General features: G+C 69.3%; 7 protein-coding genes and 2 pseudogenes. 8 read left to right on the top strand and 1 reads right to left on the bottom strand.

The window, feature by feature from the left end; all coding sequences use genetic code 11:
• Positions 1–392 precede the first annotated feature (392 nt).
• The 7 genes and pseudogenes from ACIOHC_RS43325 (at position 393) to ACIOHC_RS43355 (ending at position 12,125) form a co-directional block, all read left to right on the top strand.
• Positions 393–1,823 (top strand): hypothetical protein, encoded by a 1,431-nt coding sequence (locus ACIOHC_RS43325; RefSeq protein WP_365694533.1) that lies wholly within the window; start codon positions 393–395, stop codon positions 1,821–1,823.
• Positions 1,820–4,547: pseudogene (locus tag ACIOHC_RS43330) on the top strand (Helicase associated domain protein). The gene ACIOHC_RS43325 and the pseudogene ACIOHC_RS43330 overlap by 4 nt, the downstream one beginning before the upstream one ends.
• Positions 4,548–4,696: 149 nt before the next feature.
• Positions 4,697–5,374 carry a TnsA-like heteromeric transposase endonuclease subunit gene (locus ACIOHC_RS43335; RefSeq protein ID WP_365694530.1) on the top strand — a complete coding sequence of 226 codons (678 nt, stop codon included), beginning with the start codon at positions 4,697–4,699 and terminating at the stop codon, positions 5,372–5,374.
• A 62-nt stretch (positions 5,375–5,436) separates the two neighbouring features.
• Positions 5,437–7,545, top strand: a complete 2,109-nt coding sequence (locus tag ACIOHC_RS43340; protein ID WP_401846943.1) for a Mu transposase C-terminal domain-containing protein — start codon at positions 5,437–5,439, stop codon at positions 7,543–7,545.
• On the top strand, positions 7,539–8,597 hold the full coding sequence (locus ACIOHC_RS43345; protein WP_365694526.1) for a TniB family NTP-binding protein: 1,059 nt from the start codon (positions 7,539–7,541) through the stop codon (positions 8,595–8,597). The genes ACIOHC_RS43340 and ACIOHC_RS43345 overlap by 7 nt, the downstream gene beginning before the upstream one ends.
• Before the next feature lie 104 nt (positions 8,598–8,701).
• Positions 8,702–9,106, top strand: a pseudogene (locus ACIOHC_RS43350) (helicase); the annotation flags it as partial.
• A gap of 76 nt (positions 9,107–9,182) precedes the next feature.
• Positions 9,183–12,125, top strand: coding sequence for a helicase associated domain-containing protein (locus ACIOHC_RS43355; protein WP_401846940.1), 2,943 nt, complete (start codon positions 9,183–9,185; stop codon positions 12,123–12,125).
• A 29-nt stretch (positions 12,126–12,154) separates the two neighbouring features.
• On the opposite strand, the gene ACIOHC_RS43360 is transcribed toward ACIOHC_RS43355, so the two are convergent.
• Complete coding sequence (locus ACIOHC_RS43360; protein ID WP_365694522.1) at positions 12,155–12,442, bottom strand: DEAD/DEAH box helicase family protein; 288 nt, start codon at positions 12,440–12,442, stop codon at positions 12,155–12,157.
• A gap of 182 nt (positions 12,443–12,624) precedes the next feature.
• Here ACIOHC_RS43360 and ACIOHC_RS43365 point away from each other — a divergent pair, with 182 nt between their 5' ends.
• Entirely contained in the window at positions 12,625–13,506 is an 882-nt protein-coding gene (locus ACIOHC_RS43365; RefSeq protein WP_365694520.1) for a TniQ family protein, read from the top strand.
• Positions 13,507–13,609 lie beyond the last annotated feature (103 nt).

The raw sequence follows: 13,609 nt of genomic DNA on the forward strand, positions 1-13,609 counted from the left end.
CCCGCGGAGCGGGTACCATAGCGCTGCGCGCTATGCAAGCGAAGCGGTTCGCGTTGCTCACCGCGCCCGGCAAAGCCGGGCCAACTCCCTTCGCTGCGCTCCGGGAGTTGAGGGGGCCGGCCCGCGTTGCGGGCCGGTGGGCCCCGCTGCGCGGGGCCCGGCCTGGCGTGATGTCAGGTACGGGTAATTCGGCTTTCTGTAAGAGAGTTGACGGGTGCTTCGCACCCGTCTGAGGGTGTGTCCGCTGCGCTCCCCCACCCCGGGTCCTTCCGGCTGCGCCTACAGGATCTGAAGCCCGCTACGCGGGCTTGGCTGGCTACGAGGGGTGGGGGTCGCTCGTTCGTGTCGGGTTTCAGTGTAGCGGGTGCATCAGGTTGATGCAGCATGTACCGTTGGCGGAAATATGGGACACCCCCAAGCCACCAGGGCGGGGCACGAGAAGCGAGGATGATTTGAATTCCTTGGGCTTCGATAGGCGCTTTGAAGCGCGGAAAGAAATCCATCGTGAGGTTACCGGGCTGACGAGAGAGCAGATCCATGAGCGCTGGGCAGCCGCTGGCGGTCTGGATAACCGAGAGAATCAGCCGGGACCGCTCAGTACGGAGGACCGGCTGGCAGCGGTCCGGCGGAACGAGCTGAAGCGCATCTGGACTCTGATGACCGAGGGCGGTTGGGAGACCTATTCTCCTGAGAGCGACCCGGAGGTGCATCGGTGGCAGCGGAAGCGGCGTGAGCGTCAGGAACGCGAAAGCCGTGCGGCCGCAGGGCGGGAACCGGGGCTGATCCGCTATCGGATCGTGGCGCAGCGAACCGATCCGGCGCACCCCGGCGCTGCGTTGCTGACGAACTACACCTACGGGCGGTCAGTCGAGGAGGCCGTCTCCAAGGTTCGCCAGGAGCTGGAGAAGCCGGGCGGTCTGTACGGGGACCAGGGCATGTACCGCGTGGTGGAGGTGGTCGAGGAGAGCCCGGACAGCGTGCTCCGGCAGCAGAAGGACGCCCGCCGGCGGTACCTCACCACCATCCTGGAGAACGCCATCACCACCGTGCGTGGCCGTGAGCCGGACAGTCCGGATGCGGACCTGCTCAGCCTCCTGGACGACTTCTTCACCCGCGCCGTCGTCTTCCCCGACCCGCACGGCAGCGGCGTACAGCCGCGGCCCCACCAGGCTACGTTCGGCTGGACCAGCGAGCCGCCCGGAATTGAGCACGCCAGCGACCCTGGCCGGGCCCTGGCCCCGTTCCTCCTGGCCTACCTGGACCACCACGGCAGGGAGCTGGTGCAGGCAAGCGCCCGCCCCAGGTCCCTGCCCGATGAGCGCACGGATGTAGGCCGGCCTTCCGGTCGTGGCACGGAGGCCGGGGAGGGGAGCGAGGCGCCGGCGGAACTTGTGGAGCGTGTCATGGAGGTGTGCGGGCGGCACTACGCGGCCGTGACCGGCACCAGCTTCGAGCAGTGGGACACAGAGCTCTTCCGGGAGAACGTGGGCATCGCACTGCGGACGGTGCGCCTGGCGGAGCGAGAGGCCTACCCGCAGGCCTTGGAGGACTACCTGCAGACCAGCCAGGCACGGCTCAGGAGGCTGTGGGGTATCTACGGGCCCGACGGACTCTTCCCGGGGGTGCATCATCTGGTCGAGCTGCCTGAGTGCTTCGTGTTGTGCGAGCACATCGAGCACAGCCCGCTCTGGCTTTCGCAACTGTGGGCGCAAGAAACCGGGGAGGAGACCCCGCTGGAGCGGCTTGAGGAAGCATGGCTCTACGGCACGAACGAAAAGGACGAACGATTTCTCCGCGACACGGGTGAAGAGGAGGGACGATGAGCAGGATTCCGCTCAAGAAACACCAGGTCGACCAGAAGTCGGCCTTTCGTAGGTGGGTCGGATTCCCTGCAAGGTCATCTGTGCCCCCTCAGGGTGCCCGTGGCACGATCGTGTCAGCGACCGGCTCCGGTAAAACGATCATGGCTGCCGCGAGCGCGCTGGAGTACTTCCCCGAGGGCCGGATCCTCGTCACGGTGCCGACCCTGGACCTGCTCGTGCAGACCGCCCAGGCGTGGCGGGCAGTGGGTCACCGCTCCCCCATGATCGCGGTGTGCTCGCTGGAAAACGACCCGGTCCTGAACGAGCTTGGGGTGCGCACCACCACCAACCCCATCCAGCTCGCCCCGTGGGCGGGCTCGGGGCCCGTGGTCGTGTTCGCCACGTACGCCTCTCTCGTGGACCGCGACGATTACGAGGCCCTCCAGGAACAGGAACGCCCCTACGGGCCCTGGCAGGGCGGCGTGGAGGGCAGGGCGCGCAAGAAAACACGCGGGCCGCTGGAGGCCGCTCTGGCGGGCGGAGAGCGCCTCTACGGCCAGCAAATGAGCGGTTTCGACCTCGCCATCATCGACGAAGCCCACGGAACCGCAGGTGATCTTGGCAGGCCGTGGGCGGCGATCCACGACAACGCCCGCATCCCCGCCGACTTCCGGCTGTACCTGACCGCGACCCCGCGCATCCTCGCGGCTCCCCGCCCGCAGAAGGGCGCGGACGGCCAGGAGTTGGAGATCGCGAGCATGACCGACGACCCGGATGGGACGTACGGCGCCTGGCTTCCTGGGGCTGAACTCGGGCTCTCGGAGGCGATCGAGCGGGAAATCCTCGCCCCGTTCGAGATCGACGTATTGGAGATCCGCGACCCCTCGCCCGTGCTCGGATTGTCGGAGGAGGCGCTGCGGGGCCGGCGCCTGGCCCTGCTGCAGACCGCCCTGTTGGAGCACGCCGCGGCGTACAACCTGCGTACGGTCATGACTTTCCATCAGAAAGTGGAGGAAGCGGCGGCGTTCGCGGAGGCGCTGCCGAAGACCGCAGCCGAGCTGTACGCCACCGAGACCGATGACGCGACCATGGCCAAGGCAGAGAAGAAACTCCCCGCATCCTCGATCGACGCGAAGTTCTACCGGCTCGAGGCCGGCCGCCACGTCCCGCCGGACCGGGTGTGGTCGGCGTGGCTGTGCGGCGACCATCTGGTAGCCGAACGCCGCGAGGTCATCCGGCAGTTCGCCGACGGCATCGACGCCAACAACAAGCGCGTACACCGGGCCTTCCTCGCCTCCGTGCGGGTCCTCGGAGAAGGCGTCGACATCACCGGCGAGCGCGGGGTGGAGGCGATCTGCTTCGCGGACACCCGCGGCTCGCAGGTGGAGATCGTGCAGAACATCGGCCGCGCGCTGAGGTTGAACCGCGACGGCTCCACCAAGGTCGCCAGGATCATCGTGCCGGTGTTCCTGGAGCCGGGCGAGGACCCGAACGACATGGTCGCCTCCGCCTCGTTCCGCCCCCTTGTAGCCGTCCTTCAGGGCCTGCGCTCACACGATGAGCGCCTGGTCGAGCAGCTCGCCTCCCGCGCCCTCACCCGCGGCAAGCAGCAGCGCAAGGTGCACCTCCAGCGCGATGAGGAAGGCCGGATCGTCGGGGCCGGCGGCGCGGGCGACGGCGAGGACCAGGAGCACGACGACACCCAGGCCGCCGCCGAATCCGCCCTGCTCCACTTCTCCACTCCGAAGGACGCGGCGACCATCGCCGCGTTCCTGCGCACGCGGGTCTACCGGCCGGACTCACTGGTGTGGCTGGAGGGCTACCAGGCCCTCATCCGCTGGCGAGCCGAGAACGAGATCACCGGCCTGTACGCGGTGCCCTATGACACAGAGACCCAGGTCGGGGTCACGAAGGAATTTCCCCTTGGGAGGTGGGTCCACCAGCAGCGGAAGGCACTGCGGGCCGGGGAGTTGGAGGAGCGGCGCAAGGAACTGCTGGACGCTCCGGAAGCCGGGATGGTCTGGGAGCCGGGCGATGAGGCATGGGAGGCCAAGTTGGCGGCGCTGCGCTCCTACCGGCGGGCCACGGGGCACCTGGCTCCGCGTCAGGACGCGGCGTGGGGCGAGGGCGAGGCGATGGTGCCCGTGGGGCAGCACATGGCCAATCTCCGCAGGAAGGGCGGCCTCGGGAAGGACCAGGAACGGGCAGCGAAGCGCGCGCAGCAGCTGGCGGCGATCGACCCGGACTGGAACTGTCCCTGGCCACTGGACTGGCAGCGCCACTACCGCGTCCTCGCCGACCTAGTCGACGCCGACGGCAGCCTGCCCGACATCGCACCCGGCGTACTCATGGACGGCGACGACATCGGACGATGGCTCACACGGCAACGCGAAACGAGCACCTGGGCGCAGCTGTCCACCGAGCAGCAGGAGCGGCTCTCCGGGCTGGGCGTGAAGCCGCTTGAGGCGCCGTCTCCGGCCACTGCCGCCAAGCGTGCGGCGAAGGGGCCCGAGCAAGGCGCAACAGGCGTTCCAGCGCGGACTTACGGCCCTCGCACAGTGGGTGGAACGGGAAGGTCATCGGCCTGTGCCAAGGGGCCACAGCGAAGAGATCGCCGTCCACGGCGAGACAGAGCCGATGGTCGTGAAGCTGGGCGTATGGGTCTCCAACACACGCGCGAGGCGCGACAAGCTCACTCAGGACCAGCTGAATGCGCTGCGGGAGCTGGGAGTCGAATGGGCGTGACGGAGTAGGTCGCGATGTGCCCATTACCTGATGGGATGCTCGTCGGTTGACGGTGCGTGTGGCAGCAAAGCTCCTCGGCGCACCTGGCGGTCGCTGATCCAGGTTCCTACAGCGCCCGGTTCCTGGATCCGTACGGTGGAGAACAGCGGATGCCATGGAGCGAGGCCGCTCGTGTCGTTCGTCTGGAGGACTGCGGTCCGGTACGTCCGTTTCCTGTGCGGTCTGGCCGTCGTTTCGCGCCGGGCTGGTGGTGGTCGGCAACGACCGGGCGGCTGGTGCACTACGGGTCGGGTGTCATGCGCACCCAGGTGATGCTGCTGGACCGTGATCCTTCGGTCACGGCGATGGCATGCCGCCCTGTGGAGCTGTCCTGGCGGGGATCTGAGGGGACCGTGGTGTCGCATGCGCCGCATCTGATGGCACGGTTCAGCGACGGCGGCGGTCTGCTGCTCGACTGTGCCGGACGAGGGGAGATCTCTCCCCGGCTTGCACACCGTGCTGACGTCATGGCAGCGGCGGCACGGGCGGTGGGATGGCAGTACAGGGTCGCCTCGCCTCCCGAACCGGTTGTCGCCGCCAACCTGGGCTGGCTGTCGGGATACCGGCACCCTCGCTACCGGAACACCGCGCTCATGGAAGAGGCGGTGCAGGTCTTTGCCCGTCCTCGGCCGCTGATCGAAGGAGCACGTGACCTCGGGGACACCATCAGGGTCCTCCCAGCCCTCTTCCATGCCCTATGGACCGGGGCGCTGTCAGCCCCGCTGAACGATCCCTTGCATGAACGGGTGACCGTGACAGCAGGCCCGGGCAAGTGGGCGTCTGCGTGACGGCGGCAGTACTCGAGGTGGGGAGCCAGGTGCGGTTCGAGGACCGCTCCTGGACGGTCGTGATGCTCGAAGGGGCCCGTGTACGGCTGGTCGACTCGGACAACTCCACGGCAACGGTGCTGGTGAGCTATCTGTTCGCCGCTCCTGACTTCGAACTCGTCGGAGCGGACCACCGCCGGGTGCCTCCGTTCGGGCTCCTGGAGGAACTGCCTGTGCAGGCACGCGAGCGTGCTGAGGCCTGGGAGCGGCACGTACGCGAGGTGGAGACCGGCCTTCCTGTGCCGGGGCAGGGCGGTGTGCCGCGGGCGGAGTTCGATCCGGCGCAGCGGAATGTGGCTGAACGGGAGGAGGCCAAGGCAGCGGAGTTGACCGCGGCGGGGCAGCCGACGAGTGCGGTGACCGTGCGACGGATGCGGGCCCGTTACCGCGAGAAGGGGCTGTGGGGGCTGGTCGACCAGCGCACGGCGCGCAGGCGTTCTGTGGTGGGACGGGCCGATGAGCGTGTGGTCGCCGCGATCACTCAGGTGCTGGAGGCACAGCGGGAACGCTCCAGTGGCACGCTGAGCCGGCTGCGGCGCATGGTCGGGTGGGTTCTGGAGGAAACCCATGGTCCCGGCGCGGTGGAGGTACCGCCGGTGACGACGTTCAACCGGCTGGTGCACGCGCTCGCCGACGGCCATGGACTGCTGGGATCGGCGGCACAGCAGCGGCGGCGCACGTCGCGGCCGGCCCCTCCCTTCACCCCGACCGTGACGCTGCGGCCGGGTGAGCTGGTGATGCTGGACAGTACGCCGCTGGATGTGCTGGTTGTCCTCGCCGACGGAGTGACGGGGTCGGTCGAGTTATCGATCGCGTTGGACGTGGCAACGCGCAGTATCTGTGCCGCGGTGGTGCGTCCGGTGGGCACAAGATCGGTGGATGCTGCGGTGCTGCTGGCGCAGATGGTCACGCCCATGCGGATGCGCCCGGGGTGGGAGACGGCGCTGGCGATGTCCCGGTCAGTCATCCCCTATGAGCGGCTGGTGTCGTTGGATGCGCGGCTGGAAGGAGCAGCGGCCCGGCCGGTGATCATGCCGGAGACGGTGGTGGTCGACCAAGGTGCGGTGTTTGTCTCCCATTCCTTCATTGCCGCGTGCGAGAGCCTGGGAGTGTCCGTTCAGCCCGCGCCGCCGGCCAACGGCCCGGCCAACGGCCCGGCCAAGGGCCATGTCGAGCGGACGTTCCGCACCATCGGGGACCGGTTCTCCCAGTACGTGGCTGGCTACAGCGGCTCGGATGTCACCCGGCGCGGCACGCGCGTTGAGGACGAGGCGTGCTGGACGCTTGCGCACGTTCAGGACCTGCTGGATGAGTGGCTGGTCACCGACTGGCAGCACCGCCCGCACGCCTCGCTGCGCCATCCGCTGGCACCGAAGCTCGCCCTGTCGCCGAACGAGATGTGGGGCGCGCTCGTGGGAGTCACCGGCTATATCCCGGTGCCGCTGAGCGCGGACGACTACATCGAGCTCATGCCCATCAAGCGGGTGGCCATCAACGACTACGGCATCCGCTTCGACTACCGCACCTACGACCACAAGGTCCTCAATCCGCACCGCGGGGACCCATCGGGTGCACCGGACGGCAGATGGGAGGTGCACCACAACCCCTACGACCCCCATCAGATCTGGGTGCGGCTGCCCACCGGGTGGGAAGAGGTGCCGTGGATCCACCGCGGCTGTGTCAGCCTGCCCTTCACCGACTTCACCTGGCAGCACGTCCGTGCCGCAGTCGAACGCCGCGGCGACCGCGTCGAGCACGAGCGGCAGCTCGCCCAGGCCCTGGATCGCCTCCTGCGGCGTGCGAGCAACGGTGCCGGGACTCGCCGCGAGCAGACGGTGGCGGCGCGCGCCAGCGCCGCAGCGTCCCTGGCCCGACCGGCCGTGCCGCAGGCGGTCCCGGACCCCGTGGCGGCTCCGACCCTCTCCTACGGCCTGGTGGGTGCCTTCACGCCGCTGGAAGAAGAGGATCAGCAAGGGGAGACAGGGTTCGAGGACGGCTGGGACGAGGACGACGACCTGCCCGGCCCCGCTGACGCCGATGAGCCTGCCGGAGACGAACGGCCGGACTCCTCAACGAAAGTTCCGCGTCCCTCCCGGATCTATGACGCCTACCAGGAAGCAGCACAGTGGTGACAGACGCCCCTGCCGACAGCACCCTTCACGACGGAGCGAGGGCCGCGGCGTACGCGCCGCCGACCACACGAGACGGCTGGCAGCAGTTCGTCGCCACTCCCCCGCTGCAGCCCCAACCGGCCGCCGACGAGGACTGGTCGCTGGAGGAACGGCTGGACTACCACTCCCGGTTCGTGGTGCTGACCACCCCGGCCATGGAACGCATCTCCCTGTCGCTGCGGCGCCTGATGCTCCTCAACCGCCGCCAGCAGGGCACCGCACGCCGCGGCCTGATCGTCTCCGGACCGCCCACCACCGGCAAGACCACCACCCTGCTGGAAATGGGCCGCACCTTCGAACTCGCCGAGCAGCGCAGGCACCCCGACCGCACGGACCGCCTGCCCGTGGTCTTCCTGGCCGTGCCACCGGCCTCCACACCCAAGATGCTGGTCAGCGAATTCGCCCGGTTCCTCGGTATCCCCATCGCGGCCCGCATGAACCAGGCACAGATCACCGACGCCGTCTGCCACCTGCTGTGCCTCCTGGAGACGAAGCTGGTCCTCGTGGACGACGTCCACCTGCTCGACACCCGCACCCGGTCCGGCGCGGAAACCTCCGACCAGATGAAACACCTCGGCGAGCGCATCCCCGCCACCTTCGTCTACGCCGGCGTCGACGTCGAAGCCTCTCCCCTGCTGACCGGGCCGCGCGGCGCCCAGCTCGCCGGCCGCTTCACCCTGATCCGCAACACCGCGCTGCCCTGCGCCACCGACGAGCAACGCGAGATCTGGCGCGCTCTGGTCACCGACATGGAAGAAGCCCTGCGCCTTCGCCACCACACCCCGCACACCCTGGCGCGGCACGCCGACTACCTCCACCAGCGCACCGGCGGCGTCATGGGCAGCGTCTCCCACCTCATCCGCGAAGCCGCCCTGACCTCCCTGCTCGACGGCAGCGAAAAAATCACCAAGAAGCTCCTGGCCGGCATCCAGCTCGACATCCGGGCCGAACATCAAGCCCGCCCGCCCCGAAAACGCCTCCCACGCCCGCGCAGCCACAACGCGGGATCCTGACGGAGGCCGGAGCAGCGGTGACGAAGACCACCAGCGGGCGGCAGGCGCAGCCACTACAGCGCGACCAGCCCGAACTCTCAGGACATAGAGAGGCTTTGGGCGCGGTGCGGGTAGCGCCGCTGCACGGCGAGACGACGCTGTCCTACATGAGCCGAGTCGCCTCCCGCTACCGGCTCACGGCCAAAGAACTCATCGGCGCACTCGTGGACGTGGGACGGCGTCCCAACCTCTTCACCGTGCGGCCCGACGGCGAAGTCGTCTTCAACACCGAGGCCCGGACAGTGGTCGCCGCCTTCTGCCGCATGCCCGAAGAACACTTGCGCCGTGCCCTTCCCGCCTGGGACCGGGAGGGTCCCTCAAGCAGGCTGGGGAGCGGGCCAGCCGCCTGGGTCCGCACCGCAGCCACGATCCCGCCGACCGGCCCCGGCTGCCGGGCCTGCACCGCGAGAACCACACAGGACCGGGAAGAAGCACGCCGCTACCTCCTGCCGCACGCACGGGTCTGCGTCAAACACCAGTGCTGGATGCTCGAAGCCCCCGTCGTCGACGGAGCGACGGCCGGCCCCGGCCAGCTGGACCTGCGGCATGTGCAGCAGGTCGCAACGGCACAGCGTCGTCATGTACGGCTGCTGCGGCGCAGCCCGCACGCCGGCGAAGCGTTCGCTGTGGCAGGCGGTTACGGCTTCGTGGTGGGACGAGGCCTGGCCGGAAGAGACCCTCTGGCCCGACCGGCTGCGGCTGATGGCTCACGGCAACGGCTTCGCATGGCGTGTAGCGGCGCGGGATGCGGTGACCTATCCGGAAGCCGTCACGCTGGCCGCGGCCCTGGCCGATGCGGGTGTGCAGCAGCTGCTGCTCTACGAGGCGGGCCGGCATCAACCGCACTCGCTCGCCGATGTCCCCCGCCTCGTCGGCGAACTGGCCCGGCGTCTTGGCCGGCCGTGGATCGCCGGCCGCCTCGCTGCGGTCACGACAGGGCCGCTGAACGCCTGGGTGCGCACCTGCGTCCGCAGTCAAGCCGGGCACAGACCGAAGACGCGGAGCATGTGGCGCGTCTCCCCGTCTCACCGGCCCATCCCGGTTTCTCAGCTCCTGGCGGACAGCAGTGACCGGGGCGAGACACCCGTGCAGCCCGAGCCTGGGTCGCTCCCAGACAGCACCGAAGACGCGGCCTGGGGGTTCGCACGTGGGCTGCGCCATGCCCGGGCCTACGCCGCCGAGCACGGCCACCTGTGCGCGCCCAACACCGTGCGGACCGAAGGCTTCGCCGTCGGCCTGTGGCTCGCCAACCAGCGGGCCGCAGGACCTGAGCTCGCTCCCGAACGCGCCGCCGCCCTCGACGCCCTCGACCCGTGGTGGAACCCGCCTTGGAACCTGTGGTGGCAGCGCATCTACCACCGCGCCAAGGCACTGGTGCAGGCCGGGCAGCCGCTCACGCCCGAACGCGGGTTCCCCGGCACCACGGAAAATCTTGGGGCCTGGCTCTACGAGCAGTGCACCAGCTACAGCAGCCTCCACCCCGGACAGCGGCGTCTCCTCGCCGACCTCGGCATCACGCCTGAACGCGCCCGCGACGCCATGCCCCGGCGCCGGGATCTCAAGGCAGCCCGGCGCACCGCCCTGGACCATGCCCGCGCCTACGCCGACGAGCACGGTCACCTGTGCGCTCCCACCTCCGCACGCCAGTACGGCTTCGCCATCGGCAAATGGCTGCACAGCCAGCGGGTGCGCGCCCGTCGCGGCCAGCTCGACCCCGCACTCAACCAGGCGCTGACCGACATCGACTCCTCGTGGAGCCCGCCCTGGCCCACCGACTGGCAGCGCGAGCACCACATCGCGCACGCCGCCGTCACGGCCGGCGCCCTCCTCGACCCTGAAGCCGGGTTCCGGAACTTCGATGACCGCACCGGGCAGTGGCTGTACGCCCAGTGCGTCAACTACCGCCTTCTCCAGCACGGCCAGCTGGACCTCCTGGCCCGCCTCGGCCTCACCGAACCCGTAGCGGGCAGCGCCGTGCCCAACCCGGCCACCCGGCATCCCGCCATGGAGACAGGGCTGCACTACGCCCGGGCCTGGACAGCCCAGCACGGCACCCTCGACCTGCCCCGCACCGCTCGCCACGGCGACTTCCCCCTCGGCCGCTGGCTCGCCAGACAACGGCATCAAGCCAACCTCCACCGCGAACTCTTCGACACCCCCTGGCCGCACGAGGAGCACCTCGCCCGCATCGACCCGTGCTGGAACCCGCCCTGGGGCATGAAATGGCAACGCCGCTACGAGGCCGCCCGCACACAGCTCACCCCCGGCCAAAACCTCGCCCCCGAGGAGGGCTTCCCCGGCACACCGGACTGGACCGGACAGTGGCTCTACAACCAGTGCGCCGTCTATGCCGAGCTCCACCCCCGCCAGCAGCAGCTCCTCGCCGACCTCGGCCTCACCGCCGAAGGCGCCCGTGCCGCCCGGCCCCGCCGCATCCCCCAAGCCGCAGCCTTCGCGGCCGGTCTCGCCCACGCCCGCGCCTGGGCCCAGGAGCACGGCAACCTCGCCGTTGCCGAACCCGCCCGCCACGACGGCTACCGCCTCGGCACCTGGCTGCGCACCCAACGCCGCCGCGCCAGCCGAGGAAAACTGCCCGCCGACCGCATCAAAGCCCTGGAAGCCATCGATCCCCACTGGAACCCGGCGGGAGGACTGCGCTGGCAGCAGGCCTACCTCACCGCCCGCACCCACACCACCGGCCGCTCCCTGGCCACCACGGCCGACCTCGACGCGCTCCCATCGGCGACAGCGAAATGGCTGTTCACCCAGTGCTCCAGCTACGGCAGCCTCCATCCCGAGCAGCAACAGCTGCTCGCCGAGATCGGCCTCACCAGCGAACGGGCCCGCGCTCTGGCGCCACCGCCGAAACCTCCCCAGTCCGCCCGCCCGGCCCGCCCGCGGCTGAAGAACCCGCCCTGCGCCTTCGCGGCCGGCCTGCCCTACGCCCAAGCCTGGACCGCCCAGCACGGCAACCTCACCTCAGCCGGTTACCGCACCGAACACGACGGCTTCCCCCTGGGATGGTGGCTGTACAAACAACGCCGAGCCGCCCACGCCCACGTGAAACGCACCGGCCGACCCTGGCCCCACGACCCGCAACTCGCCGCCCTCGACCCGTGGTGGAACCCACCATGGCGGGCCACCTGGAACCACAGCTGGCACCAAGCCCACGCCTACTACAGCACCGGCATGCCCTTCCCCAACCAGACCACCAAATGGATCCGCACCCAACAACGCACCTGGGACCAGCTCCACCCCCACCAACAACACCTGATGACCACCATCGGCATCCACTGCCACGCACCGCTATGGCGCTACAACAGTCGCCCAGTGCACCTGACCGACCAGCCAACAGAACTGATCAACACCCACGAGACCAACCCAGAGCACGAACTCCGCAGTTCACAGGCCCGCCCAGTCGGGGCCCGCAAGCAACGCCAAGCACCTCGCCAGCACCCACCACACCGCCGGACCCAACCAGCCAACTGATCAGCCCAGCTCAACCCTCCGGCCACCGATCAGGAAGAACGAACCACGACACCCAGGTAGATCCCTTGGCGGCCTTCGCGCTGCCAGACAGCGGCCGTCTGTTCGAGAAGGTCCAGGGTGGGCATCACGACCAGGGCGTTGTGCTCGGCGGTCTCCTGGACGGTGTTGAGGGCGACGAGGGTCTTGCCCGTGCCGGTGGCCATGACGACGCTCACACGGGGCGCGCCGCCGGTGAATTCGTGGACGCAGGCATCGACGGCGAGTGTCTGGTGGCCTCGTAGCGGTGTTCTGAGGCCGTTGCTCCTCAGCGTGGCCACGATGCCCTCCCGGCAGCGGATCGTCACGTTACGGATCAAGGCTCAGACCTGTGCCATAGAGGCTGTTGGGGTGTTGCAGCCGGGTTCACCCGAAAGAGTTAGAGGCCCTTGACCGGGCTGTGCGGCGGCTGGCGACGATAGGGCGCAGGCGTGCGGAGCAGTTGCAGGAGAGGAGGTACGGCGTGGTGCTGCAGGTGCCGGGGCTCTACGGTCCGCGTCAGCCCCTGCCGATGTGTGTCCTGCCTCTGCCTGGTGAGTCGACGGGGTCGTTCGTGAACCGGCTGGCGCACGCCAACGGGCTGGAACTCTGGGACTTCCTGCAGCGCGTGGGCCAAGGCACGGGATCATCGTCGGGCGATGCGGCCCGCGTGGCGAAGCACCCCCAGTGCACGGAGATGTACGTGAACGGGCCGGGCCTTAACTATCTGGCCATGCTGGCTGGTCAGCCGGCGGCCGTGCTGCGACGGGCACTGCCTGGGCTGGCCTCGCGTCACCTCCTGTCCGGTGAAGGGGATGCGGTGTGGAAGTGGCCCTGGCAGCCGTCGGAGGGCTACCTCGTACGCTGCTGCTCGAGGTGTGTGGAGGCCCGTGGGGTCAAGGAGGCGGCCTGGTGGCTGCTGTCGGACAGCTGGCGGGTGTGCGCCCGGCACTCGCGGTGGTGTGACGACTCAAGGACGGAGCCGCTGGACGGGCTGTCCTTGACGGAGCTTCCCGAGGTCGTCGAGGCGCATCTGGAGCGTGCCCGGCTACAGCAACAGTTCGGCAGGTCGGGTGAGGAGCTGTTCGCCGACGCCTTCCAGGTGGCGGCGGAATGGTGGCAGACGATGCCCACGGTGCTGCGCTGGGTCCACCGGACGTGGGCGTGCGCGCTGGAGGACCGCAGCACCCGGGTGATGCCGCTGGTGATCTACCCGGAAGCAGCGCGGCTTGCACGGTTGATGGTCGAGTTCGAGCAGTCGGACATCCGCGACACCGATACCCGAACCCGGTGGCTCGGCAAGGCCGAGATGCTGATGGAGTCCTGGGAGCTGGACGTCCAAGCGGGCAGGGCCCCGCTGCTGTGAGGTGACCTCTGTGGTGTGGACACACCTGACAATGGATCTTGCTGATCCTGGAAGGTGTAGATCTACGTGGCACGGCCCTCGAAGTACAGTGCGGAGTTCCGGT

The organism is Streptomyces sp. NPDC088252, from assembly GCF_044740965.1.
Lineage (GTDB): Bacteria > Actinomycetota > Actinomycetes > Streptomycetales > Streptomycetaceae > Streptomyces.

What these genes read in the sequence shown, in the direction of transcription:
- ACIOHC_RS43335 (WP_365694530.1), top strand. Translation starts at nt 4,697, where the DNA reads ATGCCATGGAGCGAGGCCGCTCGTGTCGTTCGTCTGGAGGACTGCGGT.
- ACIOHC_RS43340 (WP_401846943.1), top strand. Translation starts at nt 5,437, where the DNA reads ATGCTCGAAGGGGCCCGTGTACGGCTGGTCGACTCGGACAACTCCACG.
- ACIOHC_RS43355 (WP_401846940.1), top strand. Translation starts at nt 9,183, where the DNA reads ATGTGCAGCAGGTCGCAACGGCACAGCGTCGTCATGTACGGCTGCTGC.